This window comes from Mesorhizobium sp. M0500 (assembly GCF_040321165.1).
Taxonomy (GTDB): domain Bacteria; phylum Pseudomonadota; class Alphaproteobacteria; order Rhizobiales; family Rhizobiaceae; genus Mesorhizobium.
This window is the reverse complement of the sequence record NZ_JAMYRB010000009.1, coordinates 143,811-162,239: the sequence shown is the minus strand read 5'-3', so window position 1 is coordinate 162,239 and position 18,429 is coordinate 143,811. Positions and strand designations below refer to the sequence as shown.

Sequence of the window (18,429 nt, the reverse complement as noted above, 5' to 3'; positions counted from 1 at the left end):
AGGCACATCGCGCGGGACATGACAGAGAACACCCCCGCAAGCCCTCATCCGCTCGATCACCTGGTGCTGCCGACCGCGAGCCTCGATGTTGCGCGGGCGCGCTTGACCTTGCTCGGCTTTACCGTTGCGCCGACAGGTATCCACCCTTTCGGAACCGAAAACTGCTGTGTCTTCCTCACCGACGGCACCTATCTCGAGCCGCTCGCGGTCGCTGACCGGCAGGCCGCGGCAACGGCGATCGCGAACCGCAATGTCTTTGTCGTGCGTGATCGCACGTATCGCGAAGAAAACGGCGATGAAGGATTTTCTGCCGTGGCGCTGGGCACCGAAAGCGCCGCCGCGGACCACGCGCGCTTCATCGAAGCCGGTCTGTCGGCGGGAGACGCGCTAAGCTTTTCGCGCGCCTTCACCGATGCGACGGGAAAGAGCGACACCGCATCGTTCAAACTGGCCTTCGCGGCTACAGGCAAGCCAACGGACGCTTTTCTCTTCGCCTGCGGGCGGATCAATGCGCCGAACGTCGACCGCACTGCGTTGCAGGCCCACGCTAATGGCGCAACCGGCATTGTCGAAATCGTGGCAGTCAGTGGCGAACCCTTCGAACAAGGCCGTTTGATTTCGATCGCAGCCGGAATCGAGGCGCAGGGCGGCGGCACTGTCTATGAGCTGCCGAATGCCGTCGTGACCGTTCTGGATCCTGCAGCCTATTCGGCACGCTTCGGCATTCCTGCCGGCGCGCCATCTGAACTCCGCTTTGCTGGGATCGTCTTTTCGATTAGGCACGGCGACGCCGTCGCCAAGTTGCTTGCAGCCAGTTCCGTCGAGCACCACATGCGCGGCGGTGATATCATCGTGCCGCCGGCGCCAGGGCAGGGCGCAGCCTTCATCTTCCGGGAGATCGCATGAACAAGCTCAATCCACTGATGCCAAACTCCTCCGTTGCGGTCGGCAAGGTCATTTTCGGCAACAGCGCGCCCCTATCGCTGATCGCCGGTCCATGCCAGCTGGAATCGCGGCAGCACGCTTTCGACATGGCTGGTGCGCTAAAGGAATTGACTGAAAGGCTCGGCATCGGACTCGTCTACAAGACCAGCTACGACAAGGCCAATCGCACCTCGCTCGGCGGCACGCGCGGTGCCGGACTTGAAGCGGCAATGCCGATCTTCGACGATTTGCGCAACAATTTTTCGCTGCCGATCCTGACCGACGTCCACACTGAGGAACAATGCGCGATCGTCGCGCCGCATGTCGACATTCTGCAGATTCCTGCCTTCCTCAGCCGGCAGACCGATTTGCTGATTGCTGCGGCAAGAACCGGCAAGGTGGTCAATGTGAAGAAGGGGCAATTCCTCGCGCCGTGGGACATGAAGAACGTCGTCGCCAAAATCATCGGCTCCGGCAACGCCAATGTCTTGGTCACCGAGCGCGGCGCATCCTTTGGTTACAACACCCTGGTGTCCGACATGCGGGCGCTGCCGATCATGGCCGAGATCGGCGCGCCAGTGATTTTCGATGCCACCCATTCCGTGCAGCAGCCGGGTGGGCAGGGCGGTTCGTCCGGAGGCGACCGGCGCTTTGTCGAGACGCTGGCGCGCGCGGCCGTCGCGGTTGGCGTCGCCGGCGTCTTCATCGAGACGCACCAGGACCCCGACAACGCGCCTTCCGACGGTCCCAACATGGTGCCGCTAAAGGATCTTCCCGCATTGCTTGAACGGCTGATGGCGTTCGATCGCATTGCCAAAAGCGTGGGTTGAACCAGCAGTTGCGCCACAGCAGCGCGGCCAAGAAAACTTTGAAGAATTTCGAACCCGCCTGGAACCTTAGCCCGCGGCCCTCATTGTCAAAATCTAATGTCAACGACGACGAGGAGCACACCATGACGACCCAGACGGGACACACCGAAGCCATCGCCGCTTCGCGGGTTATCGGCACATCGGTCTACAATACGGAAGGCACTCATATCGGCGACATCGAGGATGTCATGCTCGACAAACTGTCGAACGGAATCATGTTTGCCGTGATCGGTTTTGGCGGATTTCTCGGCATCGGCGAGAAATACCACGCCATTCCGTGGGCGAGCCTTGACTATGATGAGAACAAGGGCGGCTATGTCGTGCCGTTCACCAAAGACCAGCTGATGGCCGCTCCTTCCTATTCGATCAACGAGCTGACCGGCGCCGACGGCGAGGCCGCGCGTGACGCCTCATACAACTACTACAAGGTCGAGCCTTACTGGCACTGACCTTACTGGCACTGACTAAGTCTCCTGGAATCAAAAAGGCCCCCGGGAAATCGGGGGCCTTCGATGTGGCGGGATGCTACTGCGCAATCTGCAGGGCCGGCAAAGGCGACGATCCCTGCGGGGGTTGCTGATTGTCGCACGACGTCAGGAACGCAGCCGCGATCAGGAACAAACTCACAATACCGCTCAACTGGGACATGGCGAAACTCCTCCTGTTTCGCCCCGCGCGACAACAGCCATAAACCAGAAACCGGCATGCCGCGTATGACAAATGATGACAGCGCTTCGTGCTTCGTGAATCCGTAGCGCACGGGCAATATTTGCAAGTGCCCCGATTGCGTTTTGCGGCGCTTTGGCTAAGAGGTGCGCGACGCTTCAATCGATCAATCGGGGACATCGCAATGACGGCCATCATCGACATTGTCGGGCGTGAAATCCTGGACAGCCGCGGAAATCCGACCGTCGAGGTCGACATCGTGCTCGAAGACGGCTCGATGGGTCGCGCCGCGGTGCCGTCCGGCGCCTCGACCGGCGCGCATGAGGCGGTCGAACTGCGCGATGGCGGCCCCCGCTATCTCGGCAAGGGCGTGCTCACGGCGGTCGAGGCGGTGAACGGCGAGCTGTTCGAGGCGATCGGCGGCATGGAGGCAGAGAATCAGATCCATATCGACCAGACCATGATCGAGCTCGATGGTACGCCCAACAAGAGCCGGCTCGGCGCCAATGCCATCCTCGGCGTGTCGCTGGCTGTGGCCAAGGCCGCGGCCGAAGCGGCCGACCTGCCGCTCTATCGTTATGTCGGCGGCACCAAGGCCCATGTGCTGCCGGTGCCTATGATGAACATCATCAATGGCGGCGCGCATGCCGACAACCCGATCGATTTCCAGGAATTCATGATCCTGCCGATCGGCGCGCCGACGCTACGCGACGGCGTGCGCTGGGGCTCGGAGATCTTTCATACGCTGCGAAAGAAGCTGAAGGACGCCGGCCATAACACCAATGTCGGCGACGAGGGCGGCTTTGCCCCCAACCTGAAGAGCGCGCCGGCCGCGCTCGACTTCATCATGGAATCGATCGAGCAGGCTGGCTTCAAGCCCGGCGAGGAGGTTGCGCTAGGCCTCGACTGCGCGGCGACCGAATTCTTCAAGGATGGCAACTACGTCTATGAAGGCGAGAGGAAAACCCGCGACCCGAAGGCGCAGGCCAAATATCTAGCCAAACTCGCTGCCGACTACCCGATCATCACCATTGAGGACGGCCTGGCCGAGGATGACTGGGACGGTTGGAAAATACTGACTGATCTCATCGGCAAGCAAACGCAGCTGGTTGGCGACGATCTGTTCGTCACCAACACGGCGCGGCTGCGCGACGGCATCCGCATGGGTGTCGCCAATTCGATCCTGGTCAAGGTCAACCAGATCGGCTCGCTTACCGAAACGCTCGACGCCGTCGAGACCGCGCACAAGGCCGGCTATACCGCGGTGATGTCGCACCGCTCGGGCGAGACCGAGGATTCGACCATCGCCGACCTCGCCGTTGCCACCAATTGCGGGCAGATCAAGACGGGCTCGCTGTCGCGCTCGGATCGCATGGCCAAGTACAACCAGCTCATCCGCATTGAGGAGGAGCTCGGCAAGCAGGCGCGATACGCCGGCAAGTCGATCGTGAAAAGCTGATTTCGAGAGAAAATCCGTGGCGGCGAGGGCGGGGACATTCCCGCCCTTTTTTGCTTCCAGCCTCTGATTCCAACAGGCTGTAACCGTCCATTAAGCACAATCGGGCGACAAAGGCGGCGTAGAGGATTCGGACCATGTGGACACGCCAGCACAAGCAAAGAAACACCGGCCGGCTGATCATCCCCTCGCTCTGCGTGGTGTTCCTGACTTATTTCGGTTTCCATGCCTATCATGGCGAGTTCGGCATCTATTCCAAGTATCAGCTCGAAGCTGAGACTGCCGAATTGCAGGGCAGGCTCGATGCCGTCAGGGCGCGCCGGATCGATCTCGAGCGCCGCGTTCAGCTGATGCATGAGGGCACGCTGGAGAAGGACATGCTGGACGAGCAGGCGCGCAAGGCGCTTAATCTGTCTCACGCCGACGAGATCACCATCATGCTGCCGGTCGCAAGATAACCTGATCTCAGTTAATCAGCGATATTTGCAATGATTTTAATTGCTTAGATGCATGACAGCCATGCGTTTTCGGCATGGCGAAAGCCTTCCCTGCATGTTAGCCTGCCTCAAATCGGTGGGAGAACTGATCTCCCTCGCTGTCCGCCAAGAGACGCCAACAGGGAGTGATGCATGGCCACCGCCACCAGAAAAGCGCCTGCCAAATCCAAATCAGACGGCAAGATGCCGGGCCTTTCCACCCCGAAGCCTGTTGAATTCACCAAGGACCAGGAGCTTGCCGCCTACCGGCACATGCTGCTCATCCGCCGCTTCGAGGAAAAGGCCGGCCAGCTTTACGGCATGGGCTTCATCGGCGGTTTCTGCCACCTCTACATCGGCCAGGAAGCGGTCGTTACCGGCATGAAGATGGCGCTGATCGACGGCGACCAGATGATCACCGCCTATCGCGACCATGGTCATATGCTGGCCATGGAGTTGTCACCGCGCGGCGTCATGGCCGAACTGACCGGGCGCCGTAGCGGCCTGTCGAGAGGCAAGGGCGGCTCCATGCACATGTTCTCCAAGGAGAAGCATTTTTACGGCGGCCACGGCATCGTCGGCGCGCAAGTGTCGCTCGGCACCGGCATTGCCTTCGCCAACCGCTATCGCGGCAACAACAATGTGACGCTGACCTATTTCGGCGACGGCGCGGCGAACCAGGGCCAGGTCTACGAAAGCTTCAACATGGCCTCGCTGTGGAAGCTTCCGGTGATCTACATCATCGAGAACAACCGCTACGCCATGGGCACCTCGGTCTCGCGCTCGTCGGCCGAGACGGATTTCTCGCACCGCGGCGCGTCCTTCAAGATTCCAGGCATCCAGGTCGACGGCATGGATGTGCGCGCTGTAAAGGCAGCCGGCGACCTCGCCGCCGAATGGTGCCGCGCCGGCAACGGGCCGCTCATTCTCGAAATGCAGACCTATCGTTACCGCGGCCATTCGATGTCGGATCCGGCAAAATACCGCTCCAAGGAAGAAGTGCAGAAAATGCGCTCCGAACGTGACCCGATCGAGCAGGTCAAAGCGCGGCTGCTCGACAAGAAATGGGCAAGCGAGGACGAGCTCAAGGCCATCGACAAGGAAGTCCGCGACGTTGTCGCCGATGCCGCAGAATTTGCCCAGAACGACGCGGAGCCGGATCCGTCCGAGCTCTGGACCGACATCGTACTTTAACGAGAGGGCAAGGACATGCCGATCGAAATTCTCATGCCCGCCCTCTCGCCGACCATGGAAGAGGGTAATGTTTCCAAGTGGTTGAAGAAAGAGGGCGACAAGGTCGCGGCGGGTGACGCCATTGCCGAGATAGAGACGGACAAGGCAACGATGGAAGTCGAAGCCGTGGACGACGGCACGCTTGCCAAGATCGTGGTTCCTGCCGGCACCGAAGGTGTCAAAGTCAACACGCTGATCGCTGTGCTGGCCGTCGATGGCGAAGACATCGACGAGGCAGGCGAAGGTATCGGCGAGGAGGCTATTGAGGCGCAAGCGGAAGCGCCCGCGGCCGCTCCGGCCCCCGCGGCTGCTGCGGCCAAGAGCGAAGCGGCAGCACCTGTTGCCGCTGCGCCCAGGTTGGAAATTGCCGCCGATCCGGACATCCCGGCCGGCACCGAAATGGTCTCGACCACAGTGCGTGAAGCCTTGCGCGACGCAATGGCGGAGGAAATGCGCCGCGACGGCGACGTCTTCGTCATGGGCGAGGAAGTCGCCGAGTACCAGGGCGCCTACAAGATCACACAAGGCCTGTTGCAGGAATTCGGTCCGAGACGCGTGGTCGACACGCCGATCACCGAGCACGGCTTTGCCGGCGTTGGTGTTGGCGCGGCGATGGCCGGCCTGAAGCCGATCGTCGAATTCATGACCTTCAACTTCGCCATGCAGGCGATCGACCAGATCATCAATTCAGCCGCCAAGACGCTCTATATGTCCGGCGGCCAGATGGGCGCCCCGATCGTCTTTCGCGGCCCGAACGGCGCTGCTGCCCGCGTCGCCGCGCAGCATTCGCAGTGCTATGCCGCCTGGTACAGCCATATTCCCGGCTTGAAGGTGGTGATGCCTTATACCGCCGCCGACGCCAAGGGTCTGCTCAAGGCGGCGATCCGCGATCCGAACCCGGTCATCTTCCTCGAAAACGAAATCCTTTACGGCCACTCCTTCGACGTGCCGAAGATGGACGATTTCGTGTTGCCGATCGGCAAGGCGCGCATTCACAAATCCGGCAAGGACGTGACCATCGTCTCGTTCGGCATCGGCATGACCTACGCGCTAAAGGCGGAGGCGGAGTTGCGCGGCATGGGCATCGATGCCGAGATCATCGACTTGCGCACCATCCGCCCGCTCGACTTCGACACCATCATCGCCTCGGTCAAAAAGACCAATCGCCTCGTGGTGGTCGAGGAAGGCTTTCCGCAGAACTCGGTCGGCGACCATATCGCCAATCAGGTCTCGCAGCGCGCCTTCGATTTCCTCGATGCACCGGTCATTACAATTGCCGGCAAGGACGTGCCGATGCCCTATGCGGCGAACCTCGAAAAGCTGGCGCTGCCCAATGTCGGCGAGGTCGTCGAGGCGGTCAAAGCCGTCACGTATCGCTGAGCAGGGCGGGAGGACAAAATGCCGATCAACATCACCATGCCGGCGCTGTCGCCCACAATGGAAGAGGGCAATCTTTCCAAGTGGCTGGTCAAGGAAGGCGATAAAGTTTCGCCCGGCGACGTGATTGCCGAGATCGAGACCGACAAGGCGACGATGGAAGTCGAAGCCGTCGACGAGGGCACGGTCGCCAAGCTGGTGGTTCCGGCCGGCACAGAAGGCGTCAAGGTCAATGCGCTGATCGCGGTGCTGGCTGCCGAGGGCGAGGATGCTGCTTCTGCCGCCAAAAGCGGTGATGGCGCTGCGCCGGCCAAGGCTGAGGCTCCGAAAGCGGAAGCCCCCAAAGCTGAAACATCAAAGCCCGAAGCGTCGAAGCAGGAGCCTGCCGCACCTGCGCCTAAGGCGGAAGCGGTGCCGGTCGCCAACGGCCACGCAAGCGGTGAGCGCATCTTCGCCTCGCCGCTGGCCCGGCGCATTGCCAGGGAAGCCGGCGTCGATGTCGCGGCGCTGACAGGCTCCGGCCCCCGCGGCCGCGTAGTAAAGGCCGATGTCGATGCCGCAATTTCCAGTGGCGGCGCCAAGGCAGCGCCAGCAGCAAAAGCAGCGCCTGCCGGCGCTACGGCACCTGCGGCCGCAGCACCCAAGGCGATGTCGGATGAGCAGGTGCTCAAACTGTTTGCGGAAGGCTCCTACGAGCTGATCCCGCACGACAATATGCGCAAGACCATTGCGAGGCGGCTGGTCGAAGCCAAGACCACCATCCCGCATTTCTATCTGACGCTCGACTGCGAGCTCGACGCACTTCTGGCCCTGCGCACGCAAATCAATGCGGCCGCGCCGGTGAAGAAGACCGAGAAGGGCGAAACGCCGGCCTACAAGCTGTCGGTCAACGACATGGTCATCAAGGCTCTTGCCATGGCGCTGATGGCGGTTCCGGATGCCAATGCGTCGTGGACAGAAAACGCCATGATCAAGCACAAGCACGCCGATGTCGGCGTTGCCGTATCGATCCCCGGCGGCCTGATCACCCCGATCATCCGGCGTGCTGACGAAAAGACGATGTCCGTCATCTCCAACGAGATGAAGGATCTTGCCGGCCGCGCCCGCAGCCGCAAGCTGAAGCCGGAAGAATATCAGGGCGGCAGCACGGCGGTGTCCAATCTCGGCATGTTCGGCATCAAGGATTTTTCTGCCGTCATCAACCCGCCGCATGCGACGATCCTGGCGGTCGGCGCCGGCGAGCAACGCGCGGTGGTCAAGAACGGCGAGATCAAGATCGCCACGATCATGTCGGTGACGTTGTCGACCGATCACCGCGCCGTCGACGGTGCGCTCGGCGCCGAGCTGCTCGTCGCCTTCAAACGCATGGTCGAAAACCCGATGGGCATGCTGGTTTAAGAGAGGGGAACAGGGCGGTGCGGAAATTCTTCACCAGCCTTTTTGCCTTCTTTCTTTCCGGTTTGGCGGGCGGATTGGTGGCGCAGTGGCTCGCCGTCGCCACCAATGCCGACGTAGAGTACATCCTTGTATTCATGATCTCGGCTCTCGTCACCGTCCTCGCGACGCTCGCATTCTTCATCGCACAATTCATGTCGGACCCACGACGGGCAACAAAGCTGACCGCGACCATAGGGGTAGCGTTTTTTGTGCTCGTTGGAGTTTTCCTGATCGGCTGGACTTTCTCCCAGCCCCCAGGCAAGAGCCAGTGGTCGGGCGATCTTCCCATAGTCGCCGGTCTCGTCCTGCCAGGCATCGCTACGGTGCTGGTCCAGTGGCTTTTCGTGCGCTGGCGATTGGCGCGCTCGCAACCAGGTTTCGGCGGGGCAGGCACATGAAGACGGTCCTCTGCTACGGCGATTCGCTTACCTGGGGCTATGACGCGGCAGGCCTTGGCCGGCATCCGCTGGAAGATCGCTGGCCGAGCGTGCTGCAGGCGGCATTGGGCAGCGGCGTCGAGGTCATCGCCGAAGGCCTGAATGGCCGAACCACCGCCTTCGACGATCACTTGGCTGGGGCGGACCGCAATGGCGCAAGGCTGTTGCCAACAATCCTGACGACGCACGCACCGATCGACTTGATCGTCATCATGCTCGGCGCCAACGATATGAAGCCGTGGATTCATGGTAATCCGGTCGCGGCCAAGCAAGGCATGCAACGCCTGATCGATATCGTGCGCGGTCACGATTACCCGTTCGATTGGCCGGCGCCGCAGATCCTGATCGTCGCGCCGCCCGTAGTCAGCCGCACGGAAAACGCCGAGTTCAAGGAAATGTTCGCCGGCGGCGATGACGCGTCAAAGCGGCTGGCGCCGCAATATTCCGCCCTTTCCGACGAGGCCGGCTGCGGCTTCTTCGATGCCGGCACGGTGGCCAAAACCACGCCGCTCGACGGCGTCCACCTGGACGCGGAAAACACGCGGAACGTCGGGCAAGCGCTGGCGCCGCTCGTGCGCCTCATGTTGGAATTGTGAAGGAGAAAGCCGTGGCTGAGAACTACGACGTCATCATCATCGGCTCCGGCCCCGGCGGCTATGTCACTGCAGTGCGTTCGGCCCAGCTTGGCTTCAAGACGGCGATCGTCGAGCGCGAGCACTTGGGCGGCATCTGCCTCAACTGGGGCTGCATTCCGACCAAAGCGCTGCTGCGCTCCGCCGAGATCATGCACTATTCGGATCATCTGAAGGACTACGGCCTGAAGATCGATGGCAAGGTCGGGGTCGACACAGCCGCCGTCGTCGATCGCTCGCGAAAGGTCTCGCTGCGGCTCAACGGCGGCGTCGGCTTCCTGATGAAGAAGAACAAGGTCGACGTCATCTGGGGCGAAGCCAAGCTGACCAAACCTGGCGAGATCGTCGTGTCGAAATCGTCGAAGAAGCCAATGGAGCCGCAGCCGCCGGCGCCCAAGGGCGTCAAGGGCGAGGGCACCTATAGCGCCAAGCACATCATCCTGGCGACCGGCGCCAGGCCGCGCGCGCTGCCTGGCATCGAGCCTGACGGCAAGTTGATCTGGACCTATTTCGAGGCGATGGTGCCGAAAGAGATGCCGAAATCGCTGCTGGTGATGGGCTCGGGCGCCATCGGCATCGAGTTCGCCTCGTTCTACCGCACCATGGGCGCCGAGGTGACGGTGGTCGAACTGCTGCCGGCCGTGATGCCGGTCGAGGACGCCGAGGTCTCGAAATTCGCGCAGAAGCAGTTCGAGAAGCAGGGCATGAAGATCATCCTAGAAGCCAAGGTGACCAAGGTCGAGAAGGGCACTAACTCGGTCACCGCGCATGTCGAGATGAAGGACGGCAAGGTCGAGAAGATCACCGCCGATCGCATGATCTCGGCCGTCGGCGTACAAGGCAATATCGAGAACCTCGGCCTCGAGACGCTGGGCGTGAAGACGGACCGCGGTTGCGTCGTCGTCGACGGCTACGGCAAGACCAATGTGCCGGGCGTCTACGCCATCGGCGACGTTGCCGGACCGCCGATGCTCGCCCACAAGGCCGAGCATGAGGGCGTGGTCTGTGTGGAAAAGATCGCCAATTTCCCCGGCGTGCATGCCATCGACAAGCTGAAGATCCCGGGCTGCACCTATTGCAATCCGCAAGTCGCCTCGGTCGGACTGACGGAAGCCAAAGCGAAAGCCGACGGAAAGGACATCCGCGTCGGCCGCTTTCAGTTCGCGGCAAACGGCAAGGCGATTGCGCTCGGCGAGGACCAAGGCTTCGTCAAGACCATTTTCGACAAGAAGACCGGCCAGTTGCTGGGTGCCCACATGGTCGGCGCAGAAGTAACCGAACTGATCCAGGGCTTCGTCGTGGCGATGAATCTGGAGACCACCGAGGAGGAGCTGATGCACACGATCTTCCCGCACCCGACGCTGTCGGAGATGATGAAGGAGAGTGTGCTCGACGCCTATGGCCGCGCACTGAATGCATGATAAATTAGTTGGGCGAGTCTCACACGGAAGACACAAAGGAACTCGACGGCAGAGCAATTCGTTTCGCAGGCATCATCCATCATACAAGGAGAGGGCATATGGAAATGAACGGCGTGGGCTGGGTTGCAGCCATCATCATCGGAGGCCTGGCGGGATGGCTCGCCGAGATTGTCATGAAGAGCAATACCGGCATCCTCATGAACATCGTTCTCGGCATTGTCGGCGCAATCGTGTTGAACGCCATCTTGCAGGCCCTGAACATCGGCATCTTCGGCGTCGGCTGGATAGCCTATCTGATCACCGGCTTCATCGGCGCCTGCATTCTGATTGCGGTCGGACGACTGGTGCGCCGCTAACCTCTGTCGGCACTTGCTATGCGAAAAAGGCCACCGCGGCATGCGTGATCGCGGCCTTTTTCTTTTCGCCGAAAAGTCCTAGATGACGTGGGTAGAGCGAGCGCTGGACAAGCGCTTGCCAATGAGCCGGGTTTCACATGGTCACCGTCCTCGACACGATTGCCAATGCGCCGCGCCTGCGGCATCCCGAAAAGGCGCACAAGCCGGATCAGGACGTACTGCGCAAGCCTGACTGGATCCGCGTCAAGGCGCCGATGTCGAAAGGCTATGCCGAGACGCGCGAAATCGTGAAGTCTCACAAACTGGTGACGGTTTGCGAAGAGGCGGGCTGCCCCAATATCGGCGAGTGCTGGGAGAAGAAGCACGCCACCTTCATGATCATGGGCGAGATCTGCACGCGGGCCTGCGCCTTTTGCAATGTCGCCACCGGCATCCCGACCGCACTCGATCCCGACGAGCCGGCGCGTGTCGCGCATGCGGTCAAGCAAATGGGCTTGAGCCATGTCGTCATCACCTCCGTCGATCGCGACGATCTCGCCGATGGCGGGGCCCAGCATTTTGCCGATGTCATCCGTGCGATCAGGGCAGCAACCCCGTCGACGACGATCGAAATCCTGACGCCCGATTTCCTGCGCAAGGACGGTGCACTGGAGATCGTCGTGGCGGCCAAGCCGGACGTTTTCAACCATAATCTCGAGACCGTTCCGTCGAACTATCTGACTGTTCGGCCGGGTGCGCGCTATTTCCACTCGATCAGGCTCTTGCAGCGGGTCAAGGAACTCGACCCCTCGATCTTCACCAAGTCCGGCATCATGGTCGGCCTTGGCGAGGAGCGGAACGAAATCCTGCAGCTGATGGACGATTTGCGTTCGGCCAATGTCGACTTCATGACCATCGGCCAATATCTGCAGCCGTCGAAGAAGCACCATCCGGTGATCCGCTTCGTCACGCCGGAGGAATTCAAGTCCTTTGAGACGATCGGCAGGACCAAGGGCTTCCTGCTGGTAGCGTCGAGCCCGCTGACGCGCTCGTCGCACCATGCCGGGGACGACTTTGCCAGGTTGCGCGCGGCGCGCGAAGCGTTTCTCAGGAAGTCCGCCTAACACACTGGTTTCATGCCACAATTCGAAGCCCATCGCCGCGTCGCGCATACGCCGGAACAGATGTTCGCTCTGGTTGCCGATATCGAATCCTATCCGCAATTCCTGCCGCTTTGCGAGGCACTTACGGTTCGTTCGCGCAAGGAACGCAACGGACGCACCCTGCTCATCGCGGACATGAGCATCGGCTACAAGGCGATCCGCGAGACTTTCACCACGCAGGTGCTGCTGAAGCCTGACGAGAACGCCATCGACGTCAAATATATCGACGGCCCGTTCAAATATCTCAGCAATGTCTGGCGCTTCGACCCGGCGGACGGCGGCGGTTGCAACGTCTGTTTCTTTATCGATTATGAGTTCAAGAGCCGCATTCTGGGTGCGCTCATGGGAACCATGTTCGACCGCGCCTTCCGCATGTTCTCCGAGGCGTTCGAGAAACGTGCCGAAATCATCTACGGCGCGCCATCGACAGCCTGATCCGCGGCGAGCGCGCGCAGACCCAGTTCAAGCGCATGTCGGACCGTCTCCCGGCGAATGAAATCACGGCCCTTGTCGGCGAACAGCTGGCATTCGCTGACCACCGGCCGGCCAGCCACGGCAACGCCGAACCAGACCAGGCCGACAGGTTTCTCCGCCGAGCCGCCGCCCGGACCGGCGATGCCAGTCACCGCCAGCGCGAGACCGGCCGGCGAATGCGCCAAGGCCCCGGCCGCCATCTCCACCGCAGTCTCGCGCGAGACCGCGCCGTGCGCTTCGAGCGTAGCGGCCGAGACGCCGAGCATCTCGGTCTTGGCCTGGTTGGAATAGGTGATGAAGCCGCGATCGACCACCGCGGAAGAGCCGGCGATGTCGGTCAGCGCGGCGATGATCATGCCGCCGGTGCAGCTCTCCGCCGTCGCCAGCATGATGCCGCGCTGCTGGCAGGCCTGAAGCAGGGCATCTGCGAGATCGCTATTGCTCACTCGGGGACATCCCCTGGAAATACAACGCTGGCGGTCGCGATGGCCGCTATGCCTTCCTCACGGCCGACGAAGCCGAGCTTCTCATTGGTTGTCGCCTTGATCGAGATGCGGTCGCGCGAAATTCGCAGCATTGCAGAAAGCGTTTCGGTCATGGCCTCGCGATGCGGGCCAACGCGCGGCGCCTCGCAGATCAGGGTGATGTCGGCGTTGGCGATGCGCCCGCCGCCCTCGCGCACCAGCTTCACCGCGTGTTCGACGAAGATGCGTGAAGCGGCCCCTTTCCACTGCGGGTCGGAGGGCGGGAAATGCGTGCCGATGTCACCGGCGCCGCAGGTGGCCAGCAGGGCGTCGGTCAAGGCATGGAGACCGACATCGGCATCCGAATGGCCGGATAACTTCCTGTCGTGTGGAATGGCGACGCCGCACAGGGTGACATGGTCGCCGGGCTCGAACGCATGGACGTCATAGCCATTGCCGGTTCGGATGTCGGGAAAACGTGGGGCGCTGGAAAGCCGCTGATCCGCCATTGCAATATCCCGTGCCCAGGTCAGTTTGACATTGTCCGGCGAGCCGGGAACGATCTTCACCGGAATATGCGCCCATTCGGCGATTGCCGCATCGTCGGTAAAATCCGCCTTGCCCAGATGATGAGCCTTTTCGTGCGCGGCCAGGATCGGCCAGAACGGAAAGCCTTGCGGTGTTTGTGCGGCATGGAGCCCGGCCCTGGACACTGTTTCGCCGATCATGCCTTCGGCCGTTTCGCGCTTCAGCGTATCGGCAACGGGCAAAGCAGGCAGCGCTCCCTGGCGCTCTTCAATGGCGGCGATCGTACGGTCTATCAGTTCCGCATCGACAAACGGCCGAGCCGCATCATGGATCAGGACCCGGCCCGGCGCATGGCTTCTCAACGCCAGCAGTCCAAGCCGGACGGACTCCTGGCGTGACGTACCGCCGATCACCGCGACGACACGGTCGGCGTTCGCGCCGGCGGCGCGGCGGAAAAGCGCGTCGTCTTCGGCATGTATAGCAACGACGACAGCTCCAATTTTCGGATGCGTCAGAAAGGCGTCGAGCGTGCGTGCGATAACGGCGCCGCCGCCAATCTGCTGGTACTGCTTCGGCCCCTTGGCCTGTCCGGCGCGCGCGCCGCGGCCGGCGGCAACGATGACCACCGCGACCTTGTCGTCCGCAGCTTGCTTTTCGTTGACATCTCTCATGCCGAGACGCTTAGCGCATGATCCCGAAAAGTGGTATCGCTTTCGGAAGACCCAGGATTGATGCGGTGCGGCGATCCGTATTTTCCCAAATGCGCCTTAATATCACGACATTGCGCGTTGCACATTGCCATCATTCTGGCTAGAGAATGTGCAGCAACCGAAGGTGCTTGGTTTTTGTGCATGCCTGATGTGACCAAATTGGCTTCGCCGCTGGATGTGGGTGGCGTGAGAATCCGCAACCGCGTGTTTCTCGCGCCGATGTCGGGCATTACCGACGAACCGTTCCGGCAGCGCGCCCATGCGCATGGCGCCGGGCTGGTTGTTTCGGAAATGGTGGCGAGCGGGGAGCTTGCAAAGGGCAGGGCTGGCTCGGGCCTGCGCATCCGTCATTCCGGGCTGCCTGTCCACATGGTCCAGCTTGCCGGCCGTGAGGCGGGGCACATGGCCGAGGGCGCGCGAATCGCAGCCGGCGAAGGCGCCGACATCATCGACATCAACATGGGCTGTCCGGCCAAGAAGGTGACGGGCGGCTATGCCGGTTCGGCACTGATGCGAGACCTCGACCACGCGCTGTCGCTGATCGAAGCGGTAGTCGGCGCGGTCGACGTGCCGGTCACGGTCAAGATGCGGCTCGGCTGGGACGAAGGCGCGCTCAACGCGCCGATGCTGGCGCGACGCGCCGAGCAGGCCGGGGTGAAGATGGTGACGGTACACGGCCGCACGCGTTGCCAGTTCTATCAGGGTAAGGCCGACTGGCGTGCCATCGCACGCGTCAAGCAGGCCGTCTCGATCCCGGTCGTTGCCAATGGCGATGTCGGCTCGCCGGCGGAGGCAGCGTCGATCCTCGACCAGTCCGGCGCCGACGCGGTGATGATCGGCCGCGCGCACTATGGCGCGCCTTGGACGGCCGGCAGCATTGTAGCGGCCGCGCTGGCCGAGCGGGTAGCCGGCATGCCGGCCAGCCCGCAAGCGCTGGGCGACTACGTCATTGGCCATTACGAAGACATGCTGACGCTCTATGGCGTGGAAAGCGGATTGCGCCAGGCGCGCAAGCATCTCGGCTGGTATCTCGACCGCCACGCCGCGACAAGCGACGACCGGCGCAAGGCCATACTCACGTCCTTCGAGCCTGGGCGTGTCGTTGCCTTGCTGCGCGACATGTTCTCAAGCGCTCCCGAGGCGGCAAACCTGCGGAGTGCGGCATGAACGCCACCGTCACACAGAGCACGGATATGGCGGACGCCGCGCATATTGTGCTCAACACCATTCGCCGGCCGGTGATCATGGTCGATCCGCAAGGTTTCATCACCTTCGCCAATGCCGATGCCGAGGATTTTTTCCGGTCGAGCGCCACGATGCTCGCCCGCAACACGCTGCACAAGCTCATTCCTTTCGGCAGCCCGCTGCTGACGCTTGTCGACCAGGTGCGCGAGCGCCGGGCGCCAGTCAACGAATACCGGGTGGACGTGTCGTCGCCGCGGCTCGGCATCGAGAAGGTGGTCGATCTCTACGTCGCGCCTGTGACGGAATTTCCAGGCTCCGTCGTGGTAATGTTCCAGGAACGCTCAATGGCCGACAAGATCGACCGGCAGATGACGCATCGCGGTGCGGCGCGCTCGGTCACCGGCCTTGCCGCGATGCTTGCCCATGAGATCAAGAACCCGCTGTCGGGCATTCGTGGTGCCGCGCAGCTGCTTGAACTGTCGGCGTCCGACGAGGATCGCGCACTGACCAGGCTGATCACCGACGAGACCGACCGCATTGTCTCGCTGGTCGACCGCATGGAGGTGTTTTCGGACGAGCGGCCGATCGACCGCTACCCTGTCAACATCCATGTCGTGCTCGACCATGTCAAGGCAATCGCCAAGAACGGTTTTGCCAAGCGGATCAAGATATTGGAGGATTATGATCCATCGTTGCCTCCGGTTTTTGCCAATCGCGACCAGCTCATCCAGGTGTTTCTCAATCTGGTAAAAAATGCCGCCGAGGCGATCGGCAGTGATCCGCAGGGCGAGATCATGCTGTCGACCGCCTTCCGCCCAGGCATCCGTGTTTCCGTGCCCGGAACGCAGGACCGCGTGTCGCTGCCATTGGAATTCTGCGTGCGTGACAACGGTTCGGGTGTTTCCGAGGATATCCTGCCGATCCTGTTCGATCCCTTCATCACCACTAAGCCGAACGGCTCCGGTCTCGGTCTGGCGCTGGTCGCAAAGATCGTCGGCGAGCATGGCGGCATCATTGAATGCGAATCGACCCCGCGCGGCACCACTTTCCGCATCCTGATGCCGGCGTGGAAAGAAACCCAGTTTGGCACCGACGACGACGGTGAAGGAGACCGCAAATGACCGTTCGCGGCAATATTCTCGTCGCCGACGACGATGCGGCCATCCGCACAGTCCTCAACCAGGCGCTTTCGCGCGTCGGCCACGACGTGCGTGTCACCTCCAACGCTTCGACGCTGTGGCGCTGGGTTGCGGCGGGCGAGGGCGATCTGGTTATCACCGACGTTGTCATGCCTGACGAGAACGCCTTCGACATGCTGCCGCGCATCAAGAAGGCGCGACCGGAACTGCCGGTCATCGTCATGAGTGCGCAGAACACGTTCATGACCGCGATCCGGGCCTCCGAAACCGGAGCCTATGAATATCTGCCGAAACCGTTCGACCTGACGGAGTTGCTCAACATCGTCAACCGCGCGCTTTCCGAACCGCGGCGGCCCAAGATCGATACGCGTGCCGACGAGCCGCCTGAAACGATGCCGCTGGTCGGCCGCTCGGCGGCCATGCAGGACATCTACCGCATGCTGGCGCGCATGATGCAGACCGACCTGACGGTCATGATCAGCGGAGAGTCGGGTACCGGCAAAGAGCTGGTGGCGCGCGCGCTGCATGAATACGGCCGCCGCCGAGGCGGTCCCTTCGTCGCCATCAACATGGCGGCGATCCCGCGCGACCTGATCGAATCGGAGTTGTTCGGGCACGAGAAGGGCGCCTTTACCGGCGCGCAGAACCGCTCCACCGGCCGTTTCGAGCAGGCCGAAGGCGGCACGCTCTTCCTCGACGAGATCGGCGACATGCCGATGGAAGCGCAGACGCGGCTGCTGCGTGTGTTGCAGCAGGGCGAATACACCACGGTCGGCGGCCGCACGCCGATCAAGACCGACGTGCGCATCGTCGCTGCCACCAACAAGGACCTGCGCACACTGATCAATCAGGGGCTTTTCCGCGAGGACCTGTTCTACCGCTTGAACGTTGTGCCGCTCAGGCTGCCGGCGCTGCGCGAGCGGTCGGAGGACATTCCGGACCTCGTCCGCCACTTCTTCAAGCTCGGCGCCAGTGAAGGCTTGCAGACCAAGCGCATTTCCACCGGCGGCATCGAGCTGATGAAGCGCTACCCATGGCCCGGTAATGTGCGCGAACTCGAAAACCTCATCCGCAGGCTGGCCGCACTGTATTCGCAGGACGAGATTTCCGCCGAGATCATCGAGGCGGAGTTGAAGACCGGCGAAAGGCCGGTCGTTCCAGGTGGCGGCAACCTCATTCCCGATGACCTTTCCATCGGCCAGGCGGTGGAGCATTTCCTGCAACGCTATTTTGCCTCGTTTGCCGGCGACTTGCCCCCGGCCGGGCTCTATCAGCGAATCCTCTCCGAGGTCGAATACCCGCTGGTCCTCGCCTCGATGACCGCAACGCGCGGTAACCAGATCAAGGCTGCGGAATTGCTGGGGCTCAACCGCAACACGCTGCGCAAAAAGATTCGCGAACTCGGCGTCAACGTCTACAAATCGTCCAGGCAGGTCTAGACGAATCCCTTTACGAGCGCTTTCCAGGGGATCGATTGCCGAAAGATTTCCGTCTCGGCCACAC

Annotated in this window: 20 protein-coding genes; 17 read left to right on the top strand and 3 right to left on the bottom strand. The window is 61.9% G+C overall.

Features of this window, described 5'->3' with window-relative positions; translation table 11 throughout:
* Nucleotides 1–18 precede the first annotated feature (18 nt).
* The 3 genes from NKI70_RS18675 to NKI70_RS18665 all read left to right on the top strand — a co-directional run bounded on the left by NKI70_RS18675 (nt 19) and on the right by NKI70_RS18665 (nt 2,242).
* Nucleotides 19–906, top strand: a complete 888-nt coding sequence (locus tag NKI70_RS18675; RefSeq protein WP_352699025.1) for a VOC family protein — start codon at nt 19–21, stop codon at nt 904–906.
* Nucleotides 903–1,754, top strand: coding sequence for a 3-deoxy-8-phosphooctulonate synthase (gene kdsA / locus NKI70_RS18670; protein WP_352698831.1), 852 nt, complete (start codon nt 903–905; stop codon nt 1,752–1,754). Before NKI70_RS18675 ends, kdsA begins: the two co-directional genes overlap by 4 nt.
* Nucleotides 1,755–1,876: 122 nt before the next feature.
* Nucleotides 1,877–2,242 (top strand): PRC-barrel domain-containing protein, encoded by a 366-nt coding sequence (locus NKI70_RS18665; RefSeq protein WP_023675091.1) that lies wholly within the window; start codon nt 1,877–1,879, stop codon nt 2,240–2,242.
* Between the two features lie 76 nt (nt 2,243–2,318).
* On the opposite strand, the gene NKI70_RS18660 is transcribed toward NKI70_RS18665, so the two are convergent.
* The gene (locus tag NKI70_RS18660) at nt 2,319–2,441 is read right to left on the bottom strand and encodes a hypothetical protein (protein WP_084642452.1); all 123 of its coding nucleotides are present in this window, start codon (nt 2,439–2,441) and stop codon (nt 2,319–2,321) included.
* 202 nt (nt 2,442–2,643) lie between these two features.
* Here NKI70_RS18660 and eno point away from each other — a divergent pair, with 202 nt between their 5' ends.
* The 11 genes from eno (at nt 2,644) to NKI70_RS18605 (ending at nt 12,861) form a co-directional block, all read left to right on the top strand.
* Nucleotides 2,644–3,918: a phosphopyruvate hydratase gene (eno, locus tag NKI70_RS18655; protein ID WP_352698833.1), complete on the top strand. Its 1,275-nt coding sequence runs from the start codon at nt 2,644–2,646 to the stop codon at nt 3,916–3,918.
* Between the two features lie 134 nt (nt 3,919–4,052).
* Complete coding sequence (locus NKI70_RS18650; RefSeq protein WP_023675088.1) at nt 4,053–4,373, top strand: FtsB family cell division protein; 321 nt, start codon at nt 4,053–4,055, stop codon at nt 4,371–4,373.
* Between the two features lie 222 nt (nt 4,374–4,595).
* The gene (pdhA, locus tag NKI70_RS18645; protein WP_245274631.1) at nt 4,596–5,585 is read left to right on the top strand and encodes a pyruvate dehydrogenase (acetyl-transferring) E1 component subunit alpha; all 990 of its coding nucleotides are present in this window, start codon (nt 4,596–4,598) and stop codon (nt 5,583–5,585) included.
* A 15-nt stretch (nt 5,586–5,600) separates the two neighbouring features.
* Nucleotides 5,601–7,004, top strand: a complete 1,404-nt coding sequence (locus NKI70_RS18640; protein WP_352698835.1) for a pyruvate dehydrogenase complex E1 component subunit beta — start codon at nt 5,601–5,603, stop codon at nt 7,002–7,004.
* An 18-nt stretch (nt 7,005–7,022) separates the two neighbouring features.
* Entirely contained in the window at nt 7,023–8,399 is a 1,377-nt protein-coding gene (locus NKI70_RS18635) for a pyruvate dehydrogenase complex dihydrolipoamide acetyltransferase (RefSeq protein WP_352698837.1), read from the top strand.
* 17 nt (nt 8,400–8,416) lie between these two features.
* On the top strand, nt 8,417–8,836 hold the full coding sequence (locus NKI70_RS18630; RefSeq protein ID WP_352698839.1) for a hypothetical protein: 420 nt from the start codon (nt 8,417–8,419) through the stop codon (nt 8,834–8,836).
* A complete protein-coding gene (locus NKI70_RS18625) occupies nt 8,833–9,471 on the top strand; it encodes an SGNH/GDSL hydrolase family protein (RefSeq protein WP_352698841.1) in 639 nt (212 codons plus the stop codon). The genes NKI70_RS18630 and NKI70_RS18625 overlap by 4 nt, the downstream gene beginning before the upstream one ends.
* An 11-nt stretch (nt 9,472–9,482) precedes the next feature.
* On the top strand, nt 9,483–10,928 hold the full coding sequence (gene lpdA / locus NKI70_RS18620; protein WP_352507415.1) for a dihydrolipoyl dehydrogenase: 1,446 nt from the start codon (nt 9,483–9,485) through the stop codon (nt 10,926–10,928).
* Nucleotides 10,929–11,026: 98 nt separating this feature from the next.
* Nucleotides 11,027–11,284: a GlsB/YeaQ/YmgE family stress response membrane protein gene (locus tag NKI70_RS18615; protein WP_352724815.1), complete on the top strand. Its 258-nt coding sequence runs from the start codon at nt 11,027–11,029 to the stop codon at nt 11,282–11,284.
* 137 nt (nt 11,285–11,421) lie between these two features.
* Nucleotides 11,422–12,387, top strand: a complete 966-nt coding sequence (gene lipA, locus NKI70_RS18610) for a lipoyl synthase (RefSeq protein ID WP_352457494.1) — start codon at nt 11,422–11,424, stop codon at nt 12,385–12,387.
* Between the two features lie 12 nt (nt 12,388–12,399).
* Nucleotides 12,400–12,861 (top strand): type II toxin-antitoxin system RatA family toxin, encoded by a 462-nt coding sequence (locus NKI70_RS18605; protein WP_352577850.1) that lies wholly within the window; start codon nt 12,400–12,402, stop codon nt 12,859–12,861.
* Here NKI70_RS18605 and NKI70_RS18600 read toward each other — a convergent pair.
* Both NKI70_RS18600 and NKI70_RS18595 read right to left on the bottom strand, forming a co-directional pair.
* Nucleotides 12,837–13,346 (bottom strand): CinA family protein, encoded by a 510-nt coding sequence (locus NKI70_RS18600; protein ID WP_352577851.1) that lies wholly within the window; start codon nt 13,344–13,346, stop codon nt 12,837–12,839. The two genes, NKI70_RS18605 and NKI70_RS18600, sit on opposite strands and share 25 nt — an antisense overlap.
* Complete coding sequence (locus NKI70_RS18595) at nt 13,343–14,563, bottom strand: bifunctional 2-C-methyl-D-erythritol 4-phosphate cytidylyltransferase/2-C-methyl-D-erythritol 2,4-cyclodiphosphate synthase (protein ID WP_352457491.1); 1,221 nt, start codon at nt 14,561–14,563, stop codon at nt 13,343–13,345. Before NKI70_RS18595 ends, NKI70_RS18600 begins: the two co-directional genes overlap by 4 nt.
* Nucleotides 14,564–14,743: 180 nt before the next feature.
* On the opposite strand from NKI70_RS18595, the gene dusB reads away from it, so the two are divergent.
* The 3 genes from dusB to ntrC are packed head-to-tail and all read left to right on the top strand — an operon-like array spanning nt 14,744 to nt 18,365.
* Nucleotides 14,744–15,769, top strand: coding sequence for a tRNA dihydrouridine synthase DusB (gene dusB, locus NKI70_RS18590; RefSeq protein WP_352698844.1), 1,026 nt, complete (start codon nt 14,744–14,746; stop codon nt 15,767–15,769).
* The gene (locus NKI70_RS18585; RefSeq protein ID WP_023675075.1) at nt 15,766–16,908 is read left to right on the top strand and encodes a two-component system sensor histidine kinase NtrB; all 1,143 of its coding nucleotides are present in this window, start codon (nt 15,766–15,768) and stop codon (nt 16,906–16,908) included. Before dusB ends, NKI70_RS18585 begins: the two co-directional genes overlap by 4 nt.
* A complete protein-coding gene (gene ntrC / locus NKI70_RS18580; protein WP_023675074.1) occupies nt 16,905–18,365 on the top strand; it encodes a nitrogen regulation protein NR(I) in 1,461 nt (486 codons plus the stop codon). Before NKI70_RS18585 ends, ntrC begins: the two co-directional genes overlap by 4 nt.
* Nucleotides 18,366–18,429: the final 64 nt, after the last annotated feature.

Bases quoted from the DNA above. Each gene is read 5' to 3' on its own strand.
- NKI70_RS18675 (WP_352699025.1), top strand. From the start codon at position 19: ATGACAGAGAACACCCCCGCAAGCCCTCATCCGCTCGATCACCTGGTG.
- kdsA (WP_352698831.1), top strand. From the start codon at position 903: ATGAACAAGCTCAATCCACTGATGCCAAACTCCTCCGTTGCGGTCGGC.
- NKI70_RS18665 (WP_023675091.1), top strand. From the start codon at position 1,877: ATGACGACCCAGACGGGACACACCGAAGCCATCGCCGCTTCGCGGGTT.
- NKI70_RS18660 (WP_084642452.1), bottom strand. From the start codon at position 2,441: ATGTCCCAGTTGAGCGGTATTGTGAGTTTGTTCCTGATCGCGGCTGCG.
- eno (WP_352698833.1), top strand. From the start codon at position 2,644: ATGACGGCCATCATCGACATTGTCGGGCGTGAAATCCTGGACAGCCGC.
- NKI70_RS18650 (WP_023675088.1), top strand. From the start codon at position 4,053: ATGTGGACACGCCAGCACAAGCAAAGAAACACCGGCCGGCTGATCATC.
- pdhA (WP_245274631.1), top strand. From the start codon at position 4,596: ATGCCGGGCCTTTCCACCCCGAAGCCTGTTGAATTCACCAAGGACCAG.
- NKI70_RS18640 (WP_352698835.1), top strand. From the start codon at position 5,601: ATGCCGATCGAAATTCTCATGCCCGCCCTCTCGCCGACCATGGAAGAG.
- NKI70_RS18635 (WP_352698837.1), top strand. From the start codon at position 7,023: ATGCCGATCAACATCACCATGCCGGCGCTGTCGCCCACAATGGAAGAG.
- NKI70_RS18625 (WP_352698841.1), top strand. From the start codon at position 8,833: ATGAAGACGGTCCTCTGCTACGGCGATTCGCTTACCTGGGGCTATGAC.
- NKI70_RS18615 (WP_352724815.1), top strand. From the start codon at position 11,027: ATGGAAATGAACGGCGTGGGCTGGGTTGCAGCCATCATCATCGGAGGC.
- lipA (WP_352457494.1), top strand. From the start codon at position 11,422: ATGGTCACCGTCCTCGACACGATTGCCAATGCGCCGCGCCTGCGGCAT.
- NKI70_RS18605 (WP_352577850.1), top strand. From the start codon at position 12,400: ATGCCACAATTCGAAGCCCATCGCCGCGTCGCGCATACGCCGGAACAG.
- NKI70_RS18595 (WP_352457491.1), bottom strand. From the start codon at position 14,563: ATGAGAGATGTCAACGAAAAGCAAGCTGCGGACGACAAGGTCGCGGTG.
- dusB (WP_352698844.1), top strand. From the start codon at position 14,744: ATGCCTGATGTGACCAAATTGGCTTCGCCGCTGGATGTGGGTGGCGTG.
- NKI70_RS18585 (WP_023675075.1), top strand. From the start codon at position 15,766: ATGAACGCCACCGTCACACAGAGCACGGATATGGCGGACGCCGCGCAT.
- ntrC (WP_023675074.1), top strand. From the start codon at position 16,905: ATGACCGTTCGCGGCAATATTCTCGTCGCCGACGACGATGCGGCCATC.